The organism is Saccharothrix coeruleofusca (assembly GCF_014648515.1).
GTDB classification, from domain to species: domain Bacteria; phylum Actinomycetota; class Actinomycetes; order Mycobacteriales; family Pseudonocardiaceae; genus Actinosynnema; species Actinosynnema coeruleofuscum.
This window is the reverse complement of the sequence record NZ_BMRG01000004.1, coordinates 446,715-465,560: the sequence shown is the minus strand read 5'-3', so window position 1 is coordinate 465,560 and position 18,846 is coordinate 446,715. Positions and strand designations below refer to the sequence as shown.

The 18,846-nt window shown below is 72.3% G+C and carries 21 protein-coding genes; 11 read left to right on the top strand and 10 right to left on the bottom strand.

Annotated features, from left to right (window positions below):
- Positions 1-18 precede the first annotated feature (18 nt).
- Positions 19-2,475, bottom strand: coding sequence for a LamG-like jellyroll fold domain-containing protein (locus IEZ00_RS14340; RefSeq protein ID WP_189223706.1), 2,457 nt, complete (start codon positions 2,473-2,475; stop codon positions 19-21).
- 175 nt (positions 2,476-2,650) lie between these two features.
- Complete coding sequence (locus IEZ00_RS14335; RefSeq protein ID WP_229795638.1) at positions 2,651-3,844, bottom strand: MFS transporter; 1,194 nt, start codon at positions 3,842-3,844, stop codon at positions 2,651-2,653.
- A gap of 74 nt (positions 3,845-3,918) precedes the next feature.
- On the opposite strand from IEZ00_RS14335, the gene IEZ00_RS14330 reads away from it, so the two are divergent.
- Together IEZ00_RS14330 and IEZ00_RS14325 are read left to right on the top strand one after the other, a co-directional pair.
- A complete protein-coding gene (locus tag IEZ00_RS14330; protein WP_229795636.1) occupies positions 3,919-4,431 on the top strand; it encodes an ArsR/SmtB family transcription factor in 513 nt (170 codons plus the stop codon).
- A 152-nt stretch (positions 4,432-4,583) separates the two neighbouring features.
- Complete coding sequence (locus IEZ00_RS14325) at positions 4,584-5,690, top strand: trypsin-like serine protease (RefSeq protein ID WP_189223703.1); 1,107 nt, start codon at positions 4,584-4,586, stop codon at positions 5,688-5,690.
- 101 nt (positions 5,691-5,791) lie between these two features.
- Here IEZ00_RS14325 and IEZ00_RS14320 read toward each other — a convergent pair whose 3' ends face one another.
- Entirely contained in the window at positions 5,792-6,373 is a 582-nt protein-coding gene (locus IEZ00_RS14320; protein WP_189223702.1) for a TetR/AcrR family transcriptional regulator, read from the bottom strand.
- Positions 6,374-6,484: 111 nt separating this feature from the next.
- Here IEZ00_RS14320 and IEZ00_RS14315 point away from each other — a divergent pair, with 111 nt between their 5' ends.
- Positions 6,485-7,501, top strand: coding sequence for an NAD(P)-dependent alcohol dehydrogenase (locus tag IEZ00_RS14315; RefSeq protein WP_189223701.1), 1,017 nt, complete (start codon positions 6,485-6,487; stop codon positions 7,499-7,501).
- A 56-nt stretch (positions 7,502-7,557) separates the two neighbouring features.
- Here the strand turns inward: IEZ00_RS14315 and IEZ00_RS14310 are convergent, their stop codons facing one another.
- Positions 7,558-7,815 carry a hypothetical protein gene (locus IEZ00_RS14310; protein ID WP_189223700.1) on the bottom strand — a complete coding sequence of 86 codons (258 nt, stop codon included), beginning with the start codon at positions 7,813-7,815 and terminating at the stop codon, positions 7,558-7,560.
- A gap of 223 nt (positions 7,816-8,038) precedes the next feature.
- On the opposite strand from IEZ00_RS14310, the gene IEZ00_RS14305 reads away from it, so the two are divergent.
- A complete protein-coding gene (locus tag IEZ00_RS14305; RefSeq protein WP_189223699.1) occupies positions 8,039-8,887 on the top strand; it encodes a helix-turn-helix domain-containing protein in 849 nt (282 codons plus the stop codon).
- 1 nt (position 8,888) lies between these two features.
- Positions 8,889-9,065, top strand: coding sequence for a DUF397 domain-containing protein (locus tag IEZ00_RS14300; protein ID WP_306344676.1), 177 nt, complete (start codon positions 8,889-8,891; stop codon positions 9,063-9,065).
- Positions 9,066-9,214: 149 nt separating this feature from the next.
- Here IEZ00_RS14300 and IEZ00_RS14295 read toward each other — a convergent pair whose 3' ends face one another.
- Positions 9,215-10,708, bottom strand: coding sequence for an FAD-dependent oxidoreductase (locus tag IEZ00_RS14295; RefSeq protein WP_189223698.1), 1,494 nt, complete (start codon positions 10,706-10,708; stop codon positions 9,215-9,217).
- An 80-nt stretch (positions 10,709-10,788) separates the two neighbouring features.
- On the opposite strand from IEZ00_RS14295, the gene IEZ00_RS14290 reads away from it, so the two are divergent.
- Together IEZ00_RS14290 and IEZ00_RS14285 are read left to right on the top strand one after the other, a co-directional pair.
- Positions 10,789-11,109 carry a DUF6221 family protein gene (locus tag IEZ00_RS14290; RefSeq protein WP_189223697.1) on the top strand — a complete coding sequence of 107 codons (321 nt, stop codon included), beginning with the start codon at positions 10,789-10,791 and terminating at the stop codon, positions 11,107-11,109.
- A 75-nt stretch (positions 11,110-11,184) separates the two neighbouring features.
- A complete protein-coding gene (locus IEZ00_RS14285) occupies positions 11,185-11,640 on the top strand; it encodes a DUF4383 domain-containing protein (RefSeq protein WP_189223696.1) in 456 nt (151 codons plus the stop codon).
- A 59-nt stretch (positions 11,641-11,699) separates the two neighbouring features.
- On the opposite strand, the gene IEZ00_RS14280 is transcribed toward IEZ00_RS14285, so the two are convergent.
- Entirely contained in the window at positions 11,700-12,932 is a 1,233-nt protein-coding gene (locus IEZ00_RS14280) for an Nramp family divalent metal transporter (protein WP_189223695.1), read from the bottom strand.
- 70 nt (positions 12,933-13,002) lie between these two features.
- The gene (locus IEZ00_RS14275; RefSeq protein WP_189223694.1) at positions 13,003-13,866 is read right to left on the bottom strand and encodes a manganese catalase; all 864 of its coding nucleotides are present in this window, start codon (positions 13,864-13,866) and stop codon (positions 13,003-13,005) included.
- 199 nt (positions 13,867-14,065) lie between these two features.
- Between IEZ00_RS14275 and IEZ00_RS14270 the strand changes: the two genes are divergently transcribed.
- The 4 genes from IEZ00_RS14270 to IEZ00_RS14255 all read left to right on the top strand — a co-directional run bounded on the left by IEZ00_RS14270 (position 14,066) and on the right by IEZ00_RS14255 (position 15,945).
- The gene (locus IEZ00_RS14270; RefSeq protein ID WP_189223693.1) at positions 14,066-14,791 is read left to right on the top strand and encodes an AfsR/SARP family transcriptional regulator; all 726 of its coding nucleotides are present in this window, start codon (positions 14,066-14,068) and stop codon (positions 14,789-14,791) included.
- Positions 14,788-15,009: a hypothetical protein gene (locus IEZ00_RS14265; RefSeq protein WP_189223692.1), complete on the top strand. Its 222-nt coding sequence runs from the start codon at positions 14,788-14,790 to the stop codon at positions 15,007-15,009. Before IEZ00_RS14270 ends, IEZ00_RS14265 begins: the two co-directional genes overlap by 4 nt.
- 73 nt (positions 15,010-15,082) lie before the next feature.
- On the top strand, positions 15,083-15,529 hold the full coding sequence (locus IEZ00_RS14260; protein WP_189223691.1) for a DUF6098 family protein: 447 nt from the start codon (positions 15,083-15,085) through the stop codon (positions 15,527-15,529).
- 89 nt (positions 15,530-15,618) lie between these two features.
- Positions 15,619-15,945, top strand: a complete 327-nt coding sequence (locus IEZ00_RS14255; RefSeq protein WP_189223690.1) for a DUF6204 family protein — start codon at positions 15,619-15,621, stop codon at positions 15,943-15,945.
- A gap of 61 nt (positions 15,946-16,006) precedes the next feature.
- Here IEZ00_RS14255 and IEZ00_RS14250 read toward each other — a convergent pair whose 3' ends face one another.
- From IEZ00_RS14250 to IEZ00_RS14240, 3 genes are all read right to left on the bottom strand, one after another.
- Positions 16,007-16,768, bottom strand: coding sequence for an O-methyltransferase (locus IEZ00_RS14250; RefSeq protein ID WP_189223689.1), 762 nt, complete (start codon positions 16,766-16,768; stop codon positions 16,007-16,009).
- Positions 16,768-18,042, bottom strand: coding sequence for a 3-dehydroquinate synthase family protein (locus IEZ00_RS14245; protein WP_189223688.1), 1,275 nt, complete (start codon positions 18,040-18,042; stop codon positions 16,768-16,770). Before IEZ00_RS14245 ends, IEZ00_RS14250 begins: the two co-directional genes overlap by 1 nt.
- A 30-nt stretch (positions 18,043-18,072) precedes the next feature.
- Positions 18,073-18,846, bottom strand: a 774-nt coding sequence (locus IEZ00_RS14240; RefSeq protein WP_506347064.1) for an ATP-grasp domain-containing protein, incomplete at its 5' end; no start/stop codon positions are given.

Sequence of the window (18,846 nt, the reverse complement as noted above, 5' to 3'; positions counted from 1 at the left end):
GGGCGGCGGCGGGGAGGGTTATCGGGCGGCCAGTTCGGCGACTTCGGCGGGGGAGAGGGCGCGGTCGAACAGCCGGACCTCGTCCACGTCGCCGCGCAGGAAGTCGACCTGGTTGCCGCCGTACTGGGCGCGGCCGATGACGGTGTGCCCGCCCGCCTTCTTGAGCACGCAGGCTTGGCGCGTGGCGACCTGCTCGCCGTCGACGTAGAGCGCGACGGTGCCGGTCGTGGCGTCGTGCACGCCGGTCAGGTGGTACCAGCGGCCGGGTTCGGGTTTGGTCGGCGACAGGGCGCGCAGGCCCACGAAGCTCATGGCCCAGCGCTGGTCCTGGCCGGAGTACTGCAGGAAGAACCCGCTGTCGCGGTCGCCGTCCTGGCTGACCACGGTCTGGAACGCGCCGCCCGCTTCGTCCAGCCGCACCCTGGCGGCGACCGAGTAGCTGCCCGCGGTGTCGATCAGGGCGGCGCCGGTGTCGGCGAAACCGCTGCCGTTGAAGGAGACCGCTCCCTCGGTCCACTCGGCGTTGATCAGGGTGGCGTCGGCGTCGCCCGCGGAGTCCCGCGCGGTGGTGCCGCTGCCCTCGTCGAAGCGGTAGGCGTGCACCCCGGCCAGGCCGGGGGTGCCCGGTCCGGGCGGGGTGTGGCCGCCGCTGCCGTCGGCTTCCCGGATGATCTGCTCGTTGATCGCCTTGACCTGGGCGTAGTCCATCTTGCGGACTTGCCGGTCGTAGGTGAGGAAGCCGTTGACCTCGTGCTCGACGTCGGTGATCTGGGTGTAGATCGCGCCGCTGATGGCGCAGCGCTGGGCGGCGGCGAGCACGTCGCGCTGGTTCTCCACGTACTTGCGGGTCAGGGTCGCGCTGTCGGGGGTCATCTCGTAGCCGTGGCCTTCGCCGAACCACATGTGGTCGGCGACCTCCAGGCCGTAGCCGCCGTGCTCGCCGTCGATGGAGACCCGGCGGGCGTCGGGTCGCGGGGCGGCCGGGCCGGGGTAGCTGTGCCAGTCGATGACGTCGCCGCGGCCGGAGTCGCCCAGCGAGTCGCAGCAGTTGACACCGCTGTGGGCGTTGACGAGCCTGCTGGGGTCCAGTGCTTTGACCTCGTCGGCGATGCGGCCGGTGTCCTCGCGCGACCACTCGCCCCAGCCCTCGTTGAACGGCACCCAGCCGATGATCGAAGTCCAGTTCTTCTTCTGCCGCACCATTTCCCGCAGTTCTTCCTCGAACTGCCGCTGCGCGTCGGCCGGGGGGCGTCCGGGTCGGGTGGAGGGCATGTCCTGCCACACCAGCAGTCCCAGCTTGTCGGCGTGGTAGTACCAGCGGTCGGGTTCGACCTTGATGTGCTTGCGGACGGTGTTGAACCCCAGGGCCTTGTGCTCGGCCAGGTCGAACCGCAGCGCCTGGTCGGTGGGGGCGGTGTAGATGCCGTCGGGCCAGTAGCCCTGGTCCAGTGTGGACATCAGGAACAGCACCCGGCCGTTGAGGGTGATGCGCTGCCTGCCGTCCTCACCCGTGGTGGTGCCGATCTCGCGCATCCCGAAGTAGGACGACACCCGGTCCACCGGCTTGCCGCGGCGCTTGAGGGTGACCTCCAGGTCGTAGAGGAACGGCGAGTCCGGTGTCCACAGCTTGGCGCGTGGCACCCGCACGTCCATCTTGGTGCCCGCCTTGCCGCTGGTGCGGGTGACGACCTTGCCGTGGTCCTTGACCGTCACGTCGGCGGTCAGGTCCGGTTCGGAGGTCTGGACGGTCAGGGCGAGGGTGGAGGTGTCGACGTCGGGTGTCATGTCCAGCGACCGCACGTGCGCCTTGGACACCGGTTCCAGCCAGACCGTCTGCCAGATGCCGGAGGCGCCGGTGTAGAAGATGCCGCGGTCGGGGACCAGGCGCTGCTTGCCCACCGGTTGCCAGGTGGCGTCGGCCAGGTCTTCCACGCCGACCACGATCTCCTGCGGTCCCCTGCGGTGCAGGGCGTCGGTGATGTCGGCGGAGAACGCGCCGTAGCCGCCGACGTGCTGGGTGACCTGCTTGCCGTTGACGTAGACGGTGGCGCGGTAGTCCACCGCGCCGAAGTTGAGCACGACCCGGTCGTTCCAGTGCCGGGGCAGTTCGAAGGTGCGCCGGTACCACATGCGGTCCTCGTGCCGCTCGATGCCCGACAGGGCCGACTCGATGGGGTAGGGAACGAGCACGCGCTCGCCCAGGGTGCGTCCGAAGGGGGGTGTCTCGCCTGGGGTGGCGCCCGCGAACTGCCACACGCCGTTGAGGTTGAGCCAGTCCTGGCGGACCAGTTGCGGGCGCGGGTACTCGGGCAGGGCGTTGTCGGGGGAGACCTGCGCCGACCACGGCGTGGGCAGCTTCGGCGGTTTGGGCGTCCAGCCGCCCGGTGCGGCACCGGTGGTGGCGAGCAGGACCGGCAAGAGCAGCAGCACTGCCAGGCGGGTGGTCGTGGACCGTGTGCGCCGAAGTGATGACATCGTTGTCAGCCCCCTGTGCCCGTTCGCGCTCGGTAGCGGGATCGCTGCCCATCGTCACCGGCCGGTCGAGGCGGGGTCAAGACCACCGATGGGGATCAGCAGGACAGGATTTGTCCGGACCACTCGGTTGACCCGGTGGCGGCGGTGGGGTATGCGCGGGCGCGGTCGGACCCGGTCAGCGGCGCGCCACCGCGAGCACTCCCGTCAGCAGGCCCAACGTCAGCAGCGCCGAGGCGGCGAACACCGCGCGCAGCCCGAACGCCTGTCCCAGCACGCCGCCCGCTGCCGCGCCCAGCGGCAGCGAACCCCAGAGCAGCAGTCTGCTGCCGCTGGTGACCCGTCCCAGCAACCGGTCGGGGGTGGTGCGCTGCCGCAGCGACAACGCGACGACGTTCCACACCACGACCCCCATCCCGCCCGCGAAGAACGCGGCCCCGATCGGGAGCGGCTGGGTCGTCACCGCCGGAGCACCCGCCATCGCGGTGCCCGCCAGGACGGCCAGCGCGAACGAGCCGGTCCGCCCCAGGGCCCCCGCCACCCGTTCGGCCACCAGCGAGCCGGCCAGCCCGCCCGCCGCCATCGCGGTCAGCAGCAGGCCGAAGCCCGTGTCCGACAACCCCATCGCGGAGCCGGGTCCGACCGCGTGCAGCACCAGCACCGCCCCCACCGCGCCGCGGGCGAAGTTGAACACTCCGCCGGTCACCGCCAGTGTCCGTAGTAGTCGGTCGCGCCACAGGTAGCGCAGTCCTTCGGCGATGTCGGCGCGCAGGGCGGTGGGCTCGCGGCGGTCGGTCCGGAACCCTCCGCGCACCGACCACAGCGCCGCCACCGCGGCGCACCACAGCGCGGCGGGTGCCCCGAACGCGAGGGTCGTGCCCGTCGCGACCAGCAGCCCGGCCAGCGGCGGGCCTGCGAACTCGTTGGTGGTCAACTCGACTGCGAACAAGCGGCCGTTGGCGCGCGGCAACGCCTCGGACGGCACCAGTGCGGGCAGCACCGACTGCGCCGCGGTGTCGTGGACCGTCTCGGCGATGCCGACGCCCAGCGCCACTGCGTACAGCACCCAGATCGAGTCGGCGCCCCCTGCGGCGGCCACCGCGAGCACGCCCGCCAGCGCGGCGCGCGCGGTGTTGGCGCCCAGCGCCGCCCATCTGCGGTCCACCCGGTCGACCAGCGCCCCGGCGGGCAGTGCGAACAGCAGCCAGGGCAGGGTCGTCACCACCGCCACGCCCGCGACCAGCACGGGGGAGCGGGTCGCGTGGGCGGCGGCCAGCGGCAGGGCGACCTTGACCAGCCCGTCGGCCAGGTTGGACAGCCCTGAGGAGGCCCACAGCCGCCAGAAGGGCGCACCGAGGGGGTGTCGCGTCATCGGTGGAGAATCCCACATCGATGGAGAAAACTCCATCGATGTGGGAGTTCTCGATCAGCGGATACGCTCCGGCCATGCGCCGTCGTCCTGCCACCGCCCAGGAGGCCAAGGCCCTGTCCCACCCGCTGCGCCTGCGCGTGCTGCGGCTGTGCGGGCAGCAGGAGTTGACCAACAAGCAGTTGGCCGACCGGCTCGACCGCGATCCGGGAACCGTGCTCTACCACGTCCGCCAACTGGTCCGGGCGGGGCTGCTGGAGCAGGGGCCGGTGCGCGCGGGCGACAGCGGCGCCCTGGAGAAGCCCTACCGGTCCACCGAGCGGTCGTGGTGGCTCGGCGCGCCGGAGGAGGAGGTCGAACCGGACTCGCCGCTGGCGCCCGTGGAGGCGTTCCAGGACGAGCTGCGGGAGGCGGGCGCCGGGTCGGTGCGGACGGTCGCGCGCTTCTCGCTGCACCTGTCCGAGGAGGACCTCGCCGAGCTGGACCGGCGCATCGGCGCCGTGCTCGACGAGTACGCGGACACCGAGCACCAGCGCCTCGACCGGCCCGTGCACGGCGGCATCCTGGTGATCCACCGGATGGCGGAGTGAGCCGGTGCCCTCGCGCCGCCGCTGCCTGGCGGCGTGTGCCGCGCGCCGATTCTGTCCGATCGTGTCAGTGACAGCTTATTGGTCTGAACCATAGGCTCGCACGTGCCGCCGCCGTCCTTTGGTCCCCTGCGACACAAGGGAGTTGGCATCCCGTGAGGACAGCACGCACACTGCTGGCACTGGCCGTGGCCACCGCCGCGGCGACCGCGTCCGCCACCGTCCCCACCGCGCTGGCCGATCAGCCGGTGGACCGGATGCTGGCGCAGCAACCGCTCATCCGCGCCGCCGACGTGATCCAGGCCGAGGTCCTGCGCGGCGGGCACACCGGGTTCGCGGGCATCGTCCTGGAGGACGACCACGTGGCCCTGTGGTGGAAGGGGGAGGTGCCCGAGCCGATCACCACCGCCGTCGCCCGCGCCACTCGCCAGGCCCCGGTCCGCGTGCGCCCCGCCGCGCACTCCAACGCCGAGCTGCGCGCGGCGGCCGCCGCCATCGACGCCCGACGCGGCCCCGACTCGCCCGTGCACGCGGTGAAGATCCCCGCCGACGGCAGCGGGCTGGTGCTGGGCACCCGGCCGGGCGCGGAGGCGTTCACCGCCTCGCTGGAGGTCGACGTCCCGGTCCGCACGGTCGTGGAGGAACCGCTGGCGCCGGTCTCACGGCAGAACGACAGCCCGCCGTGGAAGGGCGGGGCGACCATCGTGCTGGGCGGTTCGGCCGCCTGCACCTCCGGCTTCTCCGTGCGCACCGGCGACAACGCCCGGTACCTGCTCACCGCGGCCCACTGCGGCCAGTCCGGCGCCCGTGTCACCGACCCGACCGGTGAGCACATCGGCAACGCCGGGGCCAGGCACGCCGACCACGACATCATGCTCATCCCCACCGGCAACGTGGTCAACCAGCAGTACGTCGGCGGCGGCGACAGCAACAGCACCGAAATCGTGCGCGGCTGGGGCGATGTCTACACCGGCGAGTACCTGTGCCAGTCCGGCGTCACCAGCGCGCGGGAGACCGGCGGACCCGTCTGCGACCTGAAGGTGCTGTTCTTCTACAGCGACCGCGAGGACCTGGTGGAGGCCGAGCAGCAGGGCGGCAGGCCCGCCGCCCGCCCCGGCGACAGCGGCGGCCCGGTCTACGGGCCCTCCTCGGCGGGCGGCGTGATCGCCAAGGGCACGGTCACCCGCACCGCCGGAGCCCGGCTGGGCTTCCAGGACTTCCGCACCGCCTCCCGCGACTTCGGCGTCTACATCCCCCTGTAACCCGCCCCCTGTAACCCGCGAGGCGAACCTCCGGACAACCGGGTTCGCCGTTCGCGTCCACCCGGTGGGGCCCCCGTCCCGGCGGGGGCTCCACCGGCGCCTCATGCCCCCGCGGCGGGGGCGAAGGCGCGGCGCACCGCCTCGGCGAGCGCCGCGCGACGCCGGGCGTGGTCGGCCTCGGGGTCGTCCTCGGTGACCGCGTCGAACAGGCTGGCAGGCGACCAGGTCAGCGCCATCGTGCCGACCAGGGCCAGCACGTCGGCCGGGTCGAAGGACGGATCGACGTGCCCGTCGCGCTGGGCGTCGGAGACCGCGCGCAGCTTGCGCGCGTGCTGCTCGTCCATGCCGGTGGCCAGCGGGCCGCGAGGGAGGCGCTCCAACCGCGCCCAAGTGGCCAGGCGGGCCAACTCGGGACGGGTCAGGCAGGCGTCGTAGAGGGCGACCGCGTAGCCGGGGAGGTCCGTGGCGTCCAGTGGCACGGTGTCGACGATGGCCTCGGCATGCTGCTTGAACACCGCGTCGAATAGGCCGTCCTTGTCGCCGAAGTAGGCGTAGAGCTGCGCCTTGTTCACCTTGGCGTTGGCCGAGATCCGGTCGACCCTGGCGCCCGCGATGCCGTAGGCGGCGAACTCCGCGGTGGCCGCCTCCAGCAGACGGCGTCGGGTGGCCTGTGCGTCCTTCACGGCAGCAGTGTAACCAACCGGTTGGTTTGACACTTGCGCTCGGTGATCCCTACGGTGAATTAAGCAACAAACTAGTTAGTTGTATACTGTCGACCGAGGGGATGTGCACGGATGAAGGTGCGCGCGTACGCGGCATACGAGGCGGGGGCGGGGCTGCGCCCCTACGAGTACGAAGCGGGGCCGTTGGGCCCTGACGAAGTCGACGTGCGGGTGACGCACTGCGGCATCTGCCACACCGACGTCGGGGCGATCGACAACGAGTGGGACTACTTCAGCTACCCCCTGGTCGCCGGGCACGAGGTCGTGGGCGTCGTGGAAGCCGTCGGCGAGGCGGTCGACCAGGAACTGCTGCCGATCGGGCGGCGCGTCGGCGTCGGTGCCATCGCCGGGTCGTGCTTCCGGTGCGAGTGGTGCCTGAGCGGGCGGCAGAACCTGTGCCCCCGCAAGGACGACCTGGTGCTGCGCGGCGTCCGGGGCGGATTCGCCCACCACGTGCGCGCGGGCGACTGGCGTCACGTCCAGCCCATCCCCGACGCCATCCCCTCCGCCCAGGCGGCGCCCCTGCTCTGCGCGGGCGCCACCGTGTTCGCACCGCTGCTCACCCACCGGGTGCGGCCGGTGGACCGGGTGGCGGTGGTCGGCATCGGCGGCCTGGGGCACCTGGCCGTGCAGTTCCTGGCGAAGTGGGGGTGCGAGGTGACCGCCATCTCCACCGCCTCGGACAAGGAGGCCGACGCCCGCCGCTTCGGCGCGACCGGGTTCATCGCCACCCGCGAGGAGGGAGCCCTGCGGGCGGCCGCGAACTCCTTCGACTTCGTGCTGTCCACCGTCTCGGCGGACCTGCCCTGGGACGACTACCTCACCACCCTGCGACCCGGCGGCAAGCTCTGCGTCGTCGGAGTCCCGACCGGCCCGATCGCCGTCGGACCGCTGGGCCTGCTGCCCGGCGCGAAGGCCGTCAGCGGCGCCATCCCGGGCTCGCCCGCGCAAACCCGGCAGATGTTCGACTTCGCCGCGCGCCACGGCATCGGAGCGCAAGCCGAGGTGTTCCCCGTCGCGCGGGCCGACGAGGCGCTGGACCGGGTCCGCAGGGGCCAGGCGCGCTACCGGGCGGTCCTGGAGTTCTGAGCAGGCGCCCCCGGTTGGACGGGCGGCCCCTCGCCGAGGGGCCGCCCGTGCGGTCCTCAGTCCTGCTCGGCATCCTCGTCCACGACGAGTCGCACGTCCGCCACGGTGGCAGGCGGCTCCGGCCGGTCGAGCACGGCCCCGAGACGCTGGTGCACCTGGCGGGCCACCGCCTGGCTCAGGCAGAGGTCGAGATCCCGGCCGAAGCCGATCTCCACGTCGCCGTCGGCGGTGATCGCGCACTTGACCGGCTGGTCGCCGACGACCTTGGCGTAGGCCGAGATGCCGACACCCGTGCTGGTGGTGATGGTGCTCATGGGTTGTGCGGTGTCCTTTCGGGTGAGTTCGTCCTCGCTGTCACGCACCGCGTGGACGGGCGTGGGTTCGGGGTGTTGGGCGTTGCTTATCCGAGTGCGACGAATGCCGGGATGCACTGCGGCAGCAGCGCTGCGCGCATTAGTCTTTGCTGCGCAGCACTGAAGGTCAATTCCTCGATCGAGTGAGATCACCTGCGATTATGGGGTGCGTATGCTGCGCCGCATGGTCCGCAGCAGCGCCAAAGGCATGGCTCTAGGCACGAAGCTCCGCGGTGTTCGCGAGGAGTCCGGTCTGAGTCAGCGCGCGCTGGCCAGGAAACTCGGCGTGGACAGCGGCACCATGTCCCGCGCCGAGTCGGGTGAGCGTCCACCCGACGCCGAACTGACCGCGGCCATCCTGGGTGCCCTCGGTGTGACCGGTGCTCGACGGGACGAGATCATGGCGCTGGCGCGCGATGATGTGGCCGCCGGTTCGGCGTGGCTGGCCATCGGTCTGCCCGAACAGCGGGTGCAGCTGGACGCGCTGCTCCAGATGGAGCAGCTGTCGACCGAGATCGTCGACGTCAGCCCGCTCGTCGTTCCGGGTCTGCTCCAGGTCAGCGGCTACACCCGCGCCATCATGCGTGCCGCCGAAGTCCCGAACACGGAGATCGAGACCCGCGTCGCCATCAGGATGGGACGGCGTGACGTGCTCACCCGTGCGAATCCCACGCGGTTGACGGCTTTGATCGGGGCACAGGTCTTCCGCCAGCGCATCGGTGGACCAGAGGTCATGCGCGACCAACTCGAACACTTGCTGAAGATGGCCGAGCAGGACAACGTCGAACTGCGTGCTTTCCCCGTGGACGACATGTGGCACGACGCGTTCGCCGGAGCCTTCTCCATGCTCAAGATCGATCGTGCCAAGTCCGTGGTGCACCTGGAGAACACGGCTTCCGGTCTGTTCCTGCAGGAGCCGGAAGATGTCAAGGTCTTCGAATCAGCTGTGAACAGGGTGCTGGCGGTGTCGATGAGCGAGGACCAGACTCGCGAACTCATCGCCCGCGAGGCACGTCGAGTGACGGGGGACTGATGTGAACGCAATTCAGCAGTGGCGGAAGGCGAGCAGGAGCAACGCCGCGACCAACTGCGTCGAGATCCGCAGGGACATGAGCGCGGTTCGCGACTCCAAGAACCCTGACGGCCCGGCGCTGCGCTTCACCGACGCCAAGGCGCTGACGACCTTCGTGTCCGCGCTCCGCTCCCACTGACCCCCGGCGCGTCGGCAAGTACCACCCGACCCGCCCACAGACGCCGCTGACCACTACCCGACACCGGCCACCGACCGTCGCGTCAGGACGGACGGGGAGTCGGGTGGTGGTCGGCGGCGCGCGAAGGGGTGACGGGTGGTACTTGCGGGTCAGACTTCGTGGCGGGGCAGGGGTTCGGTGGCGGGGCCCTCCAGCACGCCGCCGTCCACGTCGAACCGCGACCCGTGGCACGGGCAGTCCCAGCTCCGCTCGGCGGAGTTGAACCGCACGATGCACCCCAGGTGGGTGCACCGCACCGACACCGCGTGCAGCCCGTCGGCCTCGTCCCGGTACACGCCCACCTTGTCGGTGCCGACCCGCACCACCCTGGCCTCGCCGCGCGGCACTTCCTCCACCGAGCGCGTGTCGGCGGGCTTGAGCCGGTCACCGACCATGTCGGCGGCCACCTCGACGTTCATCTTGGCCGCCGACCCCAGCGAGCGCAGCGACACCCGGTGGGGGCTGAACCGCTCGGCCCACGGGTTGTCCCGGTCGGTGACCAGGTCGGCCAGCATCATCGCGGCGAAGGTGCTGCCGGACAGGCCCCACTTCATGAACCCCGTCGCGGTGAACAGGCGCCGGGAGCCGGGCAGGTAGCTGCCCACCATCGGCAGCTGGTCGTAGGCGTTGACGTCCTGGGCCGACCACCGGTGGGTGATCGCCTCGACGTCCCAGTGCTGCCGGGCGAAGCGCTCCAGCTCCTGGTAGGGGGTGCCCTCGTCGCTGCCGGTCTTGTGGCTCTGCCCGCACACGATAAGCAGGTCCCGCCAGGCGCTCAGGGACCAGGACGGGCTGCCCGCGCTGATGGCCAGCCCGCGCGGGGGCCGCTGCCCGCGCAGCCGGGCGGCCACGCAGTAGGAGCGGGTGGTCTCCAGGCGGGCGAAGAAGCCGCCGCGGTCCAGCAGCGGGTAGTGGGTGGCGATCACGACCCGGTCGGCGGTGATCGTGCCGGTCGGGGTGTGCACCCGGCAGGGCTCGCCGTCGTCGAAGTCGGTGACCCGGCTGTCCTCGAACACCCGGCTGCCCTCGCCGTCCACCCTGGCGGCCAGCCCGTGCACGTACTTGACCGGGTGGAAGGCGATCTGGTCGTCCAGGCGCACGGCCGCGTGCACCGGGAACGGCACGCCCATCAGCTCGCCGCGGTCGAGGTGCACCGGCAGTCCCGCCTGCCGCGCGGCCTCCGCCTCGGCCTCGACGGCGGCGACCTCCTGCTCGGTGTAGGCGTAGGTGTAGGCCGGGTCGCGGCGCAGGTCGCAGTCGATCCCCTCGGCCAGCACGCCCACCTGGGCGACACCGGCGAGGCTGGCGGCGGCGTAGTCGGCCGCCGCGTCCGCGCCGTGCTTGTCGATGATCTTGGAGTAGACCGTGGACTGCAGCGCGCTGACCTTGGCGGTGTTGTTGCCGCTGACCCCGGTGCCGACCCGGCCCGCCTCCACCACGGCCACCCGCAGACCGGTGGCCTTGAGCAGCAGGGCGGTGGTGATCCCGGCGATGCCGCCGCCGACCACGGCGACGTCGAAGGTCTCCTCGCCCGCCACGGCGGGGTAGCGGCGCCGCGGCAGGGCCTCCAGCCACAGGGAGTTCTCGGCGGTCGTGGTGGTCACGGTGCTCCTTCCGGTCGACTACCCGGCGCATACCCGCTGCGGCTGGTTCGAACCGCCCCCGACCGGTTACCCACGGGCCCATGAGCGATCTACGGGAGTTCGTGCTGGAAGGACTGGCCGAGGACGAGCGGCGCGCGGCCGAGGGCAAGACGCCGCTGCTGCAGGACGCGGAGCAGATGGGCAGGCTGCGGGTCATGCGCACCGACGACGGGCGTGGCCTGCTGCTGGCCGCGGGCGGCACGGTGCCCATCGTCGACGACCCGCCGGTGACCTTCCGGGAGAAGGTGGAGTTCCTGCGCGCGGAGGTGGAGGCGGGCGCGGACGAGCCGACGTTGCGGATGCTGGCCGCCGCTTACGACACGCGGGTGGGATGGCAGGAGGAGTGGCGGACCTACGTGTGATCGGCGTTTGCGGCAGGGGGGCACGGGTAGACGGTCGGTGACGGAGCGCGTTCTTCCTCCCCCTTTGGAGTCAAGATGTCCCGAATGCAGACGGTCACCCGGACACCGGTGCAGACAGCGGCCATGGCGGTGAGCGCGGTGTTCGTCCTTGTCGGCATCGCCGGGTTCATCCCCGGTCTGACCACCAACTTCGACCAGCTGCACTTCGCCGGTCACCAGTCCGAAGCGCAGTTGCTGGGCATATTCAACGTGTCCGTGCTGCACAACCTGGTGCACCTGCTGTTCGGCGCGGTGGGCCTGCTGATGGCCCGCTCGGTCCGGGGCGCCGCGTCCTACCTGGTCGGCGGCGGCGTGGTCTACCTGCTGCTGTGGTTGTACGGCCTGCTCGTCGACCACGACAGCGCGGCGAACTTCGTGCCGCTCAACGACGCCGACAACTGGCTGCACCTCGGTCTGGGCCTGGGCATGATCGCCCTGGGACTGACGTTGGGCAAGCGGTCGGTGCCCGACAATCCTCGCGGCGGGGTCTGATCCCCGCCGCCCGCCCGACTGCCGCTCCGCGCACCACCGGCGGAGCGGCAGTCGCGTGTTCACCCGGTGAACGTGCGCACCAGCAGGAACAGGTTCAGCGCGGAGATGGCCCCGGCGGCCACCGCCCCCGCCACCGTGGTGGCGCGGCTGTTGACCGCCTGCCCCATCACGTCGGCCCGCCTGCCCAGCAGCACCAGCGGCACCAGCGCGAACGGGATGCCGAAGGACAGCACGACCTGGCTGAGCACCAGCGCCTGGGTCGGGTCCACCCCCAGTGCCAGCACGCCCAGCGCGGGCGCCATGGTGGCCAGTCTGCGCAGCGACAGCGGGATGCGCCTGCGCAGGAACCCCTCCATCACCACCTGACCGGAGTAGGTGCCCACGCTGGAGGAGGCCAGCCCGGAGGCCAGCAGCGCCAGCGCGAACGCCAGCGCCGCGCCCGGCCCCAGCAGCGAACCCAGCCCGCCGTGCATGTCCTCCAACGACTCGCGGGGCGCGCCCTGACCGTGGAATGCGCTTGCCGCCACCAGCAGCATGCTGGCGTTGACCGCCCCGGCCACCCCCAGCGCGAGGAGGATGTCCGCGCGGCTGGCCCGCAGCATCCGCCGCTGGGTCGCCGGGTCGGGCTGGTGGTACCGCTGGGTCAGCGCCGAGTGCAGGTAGATCACGTGCGGCATGACCGTGGCACCGAGCATCCCGGTGGCCAGCAGCACGCTGTCCACCCCGGCGAAGCCGGGCACCAGCCCGGCCGCCGCGCCGGTCATCGGCCCCAGCTGCAGGGTCTGGTAGAGGAACCCGCCCAGCACGATCGCCAGCAGGCCGATGATCACCGACTCGAACCGCCGCCTGCGCAGCGGCTGCAGCACCAGGATTCCCGCCGAGACCACCGCGGTGATCAGCGCCGCGGGCAGCAGCGGCACCCCGAACAGCAGGTTCAGCGCCACCGCCGCGCCGACGAACTCGGCCAGGTCGGTGGCCATGGCCACCAGCTCGGCCTGCAGCCACAGCAACCCGGTGACCGGCTTGGGGTAGTGCTCGCGGCACAGCTGCGGCAGGTTGCGCCCGGTGGCGATGCCCAGCTTGGCCGACTGGTACTGGATGAACATCGCCAGCGCGCTGGCGCTGACGATCACCCACAGCAGCAGGTAGCCGTGGGTGGCCCCGCCCGCCATGTTGGTGGCGAAGTTGCCGGGGTCGACGTAGGCGACGGCGACGACGAACGCCGGACCCATGACCACCGCGGCCGAGCGCAGGCGCGCCGCGACGGGCGCCCGCGTCGAGATGCCGACCATGCCTGGACTCCTTCCGTGCACGGGGGCGCCGCCCGGCGCGGGGCCGGGCGGCGCCGGTGGCAGCCGGTGCTCAGGTGAGCTTGCGGATGGCCCTCTCGATCAGTCCCAGGTTGGCCGGGCTGGTGGCGTACAGCAGCGGGTCCGGCGGCGGCGCGGAGGCCTTGCCGCCCAGCGGCTCGACGTTCATCAGGTAGGAGAACTCGTGCGTGCCGTCCGGCGCCGGGCCCGAGGCCCAGCGGCCCTCCGGGCCCGCGGTGCCGTCGGAGTTGTGCCAGATGGTGCCCGCGTGCTCCTGGTGCTCCTCGTCGAACAGCGCGCTCGGCGAGACCGGGCCCTCCAGCCCGTCCTCCTGCAACTCCTCGATGGCCGCCAGCCACATGTTCTGGTGGGCGGTGTCGCGCGCGAGGTTGAACTTGAGCATGTCGCGCACGCCGGGGTCGTCGGTCATGTTGTACAGCCGCGCGGTCTGCAGCCTGCCCTGGGCCTCGGCGGCGACGTTGGCGCGGAAGTCGGCCATCAGGTTGCCGCTGGCCACGATGTAGCGGCCGTTCCAGGGCACCCCGTTGGCGTCGGACAGGGTGGGCCCGCCGCCGCTGACGATCGCCTGCTGCGGGTCCATGCCGCCGATGACCGCGGCCACCACCGGGTCGTCGGCGACCATCTTCGCGGTGACCTCGGAGGGCGCGCCCTCCAGCAGCCGGGCCACCATCGTGGCCAGCATCTCCACGTGGCCGATCTCCTCGGTGGCCACGTCCATGATCAGGTCCTTGTACTTGCCCTCCATCCGGCAGTTCCAGCCCTGGAACAGGTACTGCATCGTCACGGTCATCTCGCCGAAGGCGCCGCCGATGAGCTCTTGGAGTTTGCGGGCGAAGTGGGCGTCGGGGTTCGCCGGCTTCGCTTCGAACTGCAACCTGCTGGTGTGCAGGAACATCTGACCTCCTCGATCCATGCGGGGTGCGGTGACGCTATGGGGGGCGTGTGACGCGACTCGCGCGACGGCGGCACGCCCGCGTGACCGCCGCGTCACCGCCGCAGGTGAGCGGTGCCGGAAAACGAGTGACAACCGGTGTGAGGAGGCCGGGTTCGGGCATCCGACATGACCAACCCTCACACGCGATGGGCCGACCCGGATGACTGCTGCTCCTGTTGAACCCGCTTCCCGGCTGAGCATTCGCCTGCTCGACGGCTTCCGACTCGACTACGGGCACCAGCAGGTGCACGTCGTGCCCGCGGCGCGGCGCCTGCTGGCGCTGCTGGCCCTGCGCGAGTCCCCGGTCAGCCGCACCGTCGCGGCGGCGCTGCTGTGGCCGGAGGCCACCGCCCGGCGGGCCGCGGCCTGCCTGCGCTCGTCGCTGTGGCGGTTGGCCAAACCCGCCGGGCCGTTAGTGGAGACCGCCGAGGACACGCTGCGCCTGGGGCCCGGCGTGGAGGTCGACTTCCGCCGCGCCTGCGTGCTGGTCGCGCGCGCCGCCGCGCCCGGCCCGCCGCCCGACGCCTCCGCGGTGGCGTTGTTCAAGGCCGACCTGCTGCCCGGCTGGGACCAGCCGTGGGTGGCCACCGAGCAGGACTGGTGGCGGCAGGCCCGGCTGCGCGCGCTGGAGGCGCTCAGCGAGCGGTTCCGCTCCTGCGGCGACCACTTGCGCGCCCACCAGGCCGCGCTGGCCGCGGTGCACAGCGACCCGCTGCGGGAGAGCGCCCACCGCACGCTGGTGGAGCTGCACATCGCCGACGGCAACCCGGCCCAGGCGCTGCGCCAGTACGCCTCCTACCGGTCCCTGCTGCGCGCCGAGCTGGGGCTGAGCCCGTCGCCGGAGATGAACCGGTTGGTCCAGCCGCTGCTGGGCGGCGCGCGGTGACCGGGACCGATCTCGGCGCCGCGCTGGTGGCGTGGGCGCTGCTGTGGGGCGCCGGGCTGGCGCTGTTCAGCCTGGCCTGCAGGCTTTCGGCGCAGCAGCCCCGACCCGCGCGCGAGGCCCGCCGCATCGCGGCCTGGCAGCGGGCCAGCCCGTGGGCGCTGGGGGTGTGCTCGGTGGTCGCCACCGCCGGGGTGCTGCTGCTGGCGTTCACCGGGTGAGGCGGACCTCGTCACGCGCAGGTGTGGACCACGCCGTTCGGGGCACCCGTCCGCCGTGGGACAGGAGGTGCCGATGACGACCTTCACCGACTTGGCGGACCTCGTCGAGCTGGTCGAGCAGCGCGGGCCGGAGCTGTTCGTGCGCTGGTCCAAGGGACCGGACGCGGACGGGGTCGGGTGCGGTGAGCAGTCCAGCCGGGACACCCTGACCGGGGTGCGGCTGCCGGGGCTGTCGGCCAACCCGCTGCGCGTGGAGCCCTGGTGGGGTGACCGCCCGCTGCGGCTGTGGGTGGCCCGCCGCCTCTACGACTACCGCCACCTGCGCGAGCGGCGCGGCCCGGAGGTGCGTCCCTGGTTGATCGAGGGGGAGGAGGTCAGCCGTGGCCCGGACAACGAGCCGCTGGTGATCTGCCACCGGCCGGTCGGCTGGATCGCCGACGAGGTGCTGCGCGAGTGCGAGCGGCTGGTGGACCAGGCCAACGGCGCGGACCGGTGGGGACCGCTGGACCGGGAGAGGTGACGCCCCGGCGGACGGGTATATCGGTTGCGCCCTGCCTGGGGGGTGGCCAAGCTGACGCCCGCACAACGGCGGGCGAGAGGGCGGAACGGATGGTCGAGCACACCTACCGGGTCATCGTGCGTGGCAGGTTCACCGACCTCGATCAGGCCGGACGACAGCGGCTGCTGGCCCAGGTCGACCGGCACGGCCTGCTCACCAACGGCTTCTCCGAGCGGGGAGCGCTGTCCTACGACCGGTCGCTGGACTTCTTCAGCTTCCGCGTGCAGCTGCGCGCCGAGGTCGAGGCGAGCGACCGCGCCGTGTGCGACCGGGCCATGGCGCTGGCCGCCCAGGCGGTCGAGGCGTTCGGCGTGGACTTCCGCGACATGCGCGCCTCGGCCACCGACGTGGACCTGATCAAGGTGCGCCGCCGCTAAGCCCCGCCCCGCCGCGGCGGGGCGGCCCGAACGTTCGGTTCGTGGTGCGCGAACGCTCGGTTCAGGGCACCCGGATCAGCGTCACCCCGTCCCGCAGCGGCAGCAGGACCTGCTCGAACGACGGGTGGGCGGCCACCCGCGCGTTGAACTCGGCGATGGCCGCGCCCTGCGCCGACCGGTGCCGCGCGTCCAGGTAGACCTCCCCCTGGTACAGGGTGTTGTCCACGGCCACGACCGCTCCGGGTGCCAGCAGCCCGCGGCGGTAGGCGGTGTCGAGGTAGGCCCAGTACTGGGTCTTGTCCGCGTCGATGAAGGCGAAGTCGAACATCGCGCCCTGCCGGGCGAGCCGGTCCAGCGTCTCCAGGGCGGGGCCAGGAGCCAGGGTGATGCGGTCGCACCCGTCGAACGCGGCGCGGGCGAATTCCGCCGCGCGCGGGTCGGCCTCGCAGGTGATCACGTGGCCCCCGGCGGGCAGCGCCTCGGCCATGGCCAGCGCCGAGTAGCCGGTGAAGGTGCCGATCTCCAGCACCCGCCGCGCTCCCGAGACGGCCACCAGGAACTTCAGCAGTTGCCCCTCCACGTGGCCGGACAGCATCTCCGGCTCCAGGGTGGCCACCGCGTCGGGGGAGTGGGCCCACACGTGCCGGGCGGTCCGCTCGGCCACCGCGGCCAGCCGCTCGGACTCGGCCGTGGTCATCGCGGACAGGTAGTCCTCCAGGCCCGAGGCCAGCGCCAGTGCCCTGGTCAGCCGCGGCGAGGGCTGCTCCCGGCCCAGCGCGGCCAGTTCGCCGACCAGCACGGCCAGCGGGGTCACCGGCCGCATCAGGACCACCTCGCGTCGCGCAGGTACATGCCCAGCCCGGCGCCGCCGTCGGGGAACCCGGCGCAGCGAACCCGGTGCCTGTCCACCGCCTCGGCCAGCAACGAGTCCTCCACCTCCGCCAGGTAGTCGCACTTGCCCAGGCCGCCGCGCGGGGCCACCGCCCACAGCGCGGACCCGCCGCGCTTGCGGCGCACCGACTCCTGGGCCACCCGCATCAGCTCCAGGTCCTCGATCACCGGGTGGTGCACGGCCAGGCCCAGGTCCCGGCACACCTCCAGCAGCGCGTCGCGGCTGTCCTCGTCCAGCCAGCCGATCAGGGTGGCCAGCGTCGCGGTGAACGCCATCTCCACCGCCACCGCGTGCCCGTGCAGCAGCCCGGCGACCGGCTCGAACTTGGTGCTCCAGGTGTGACCGTAGGCGTGCGGGCGGTCCTGGTGGGTCTCGAACATGTTGGTGCCCTCGTGCCGCAGGTAGGCGTAGAGGGAGCGGAACAGCACCTCGTCGGCGATCGCCGCCAGTCCCCGGTCCTCGCCGGTGGTGGCGAACCGGGTCTCCAGCAGCCCGCGGCCGTGCCGCTGGAGCAGCACGAGCAGGCCCTCGTCGTCGACCGCGCCCATCTTCACGATCTCCGCCACGCCGTGGCGCAGGTGCTCGGGCGCCAGGGTGCGGAACAGGGCGCGGTCGACCAGCGTGAGCACGGGCGGGTGGTAGGCGCCCATCGCGTTCTTGATCAGCGTGCCGTTGACGCAGGTGCGGGGCGAGGGGCCCGCGTCCACCGCGGAGACGATGCTCGTGCCGATCATGACGTAGGGGGTGCGCCGGTTGAGCAGGGCGCACGCCAGGCCCGCGGTGTCGGTGAGCACGCCCCCGCCGACGACCAGCACCGGCTCGTCCCGCGCGACGTCGCACTCCTCGCCGCCCAGGAACGCGGCCATGCGGCGCACCGTGTCGAAGGTCTTGTCCTCCTCCAGCGCCCGGCACACCATCGTGGTCAGCGGGATGCCGTGCGCGGCGAAGTACGCCCGCAGCGCGCCGCCGTGCAACCGGTCGACGGTGGCGTCCACGATCGCGGCGCACCGGCCCGCGGGCCGGTAGACCTCCGCCAGGTCCGGTGTCGTCGGGGCGAACACGTCGGTCACCAGCCGGACCTCGCTGCGCAGGCTGAAGGTCGCCTCCACGGTCAGCGACCGCCGGTCCGCGGCGCGGCTGATCCGGCCGGAACCGCCGTAGTGGGCGGAAGTGGCGTACTTGTCGCTGTCTCGCGCGGCGCTCATCGAAAGCCCTTTCTCGCCGGGGCGGCGGTGTCAGACGAGCTTGCCGGTGGCCCAGTTGACCCGCTGCCAGCGCTTGCCCTCGGCGAGCGCGCGCAGCAGGAGGACCGGCAGCTGCACGTGGTGCGCCACCAGGAACGGCACGGGGTCGCGCCAGTCGAACACGGCGTCCTTGCCGCGCAGCAGGTCGTGCAGCCACGGCCGCAGCGCACGCCGCCGCAGCACCTGGGGCAGCCTGCCCAGTTCCGCGCCCAGCCAGTGCACCGGCGGCGAGCCGGGCCGGGGGCGGACGACTTCGCCGGGCACCGGGTCGAGGTAGGCCGCGGCCAGCTCGGGCCTGTCGTGGAAGGCCACGACGGCGGAGTGCGTGCGCGGGTTGCACTCGATGGCGTAGGGGACGCCGTCGTCGCCGACGATGAAGTCGAACGACACCTGCCCGCTGAGCCGGTGCGCGGCGACGAAATCGCGGGCCCACAGCCAGATCGCGGGCACTTCGACGTGGTGGTAGTTCAGCTGCAGGGCCGAGGACTCCGAGCAGGTGTAGGCGGTGATCCGGCCGTCGTGGCAGGTGGTGTGCGCGCAGTACTCGCGGCCGGCGGCGCGTCGTTGCAGCACCCACGGCCGGTCCCGGCCGATCGCCAGGTCCGGCGGTGCCGCCGCCGGGTCGGCCATCACCACGACCCGGTGGTCGGTCGCCATGCAGGTCCACTCGGGCGGCTTGAGCACGAACTCGCGGCCGGTGAAGTCGACCTCGCGCAGCTGCCGCACGTCGGTGATCCGGCGCGTCTCCAGGTGCGGCAGGCCCGC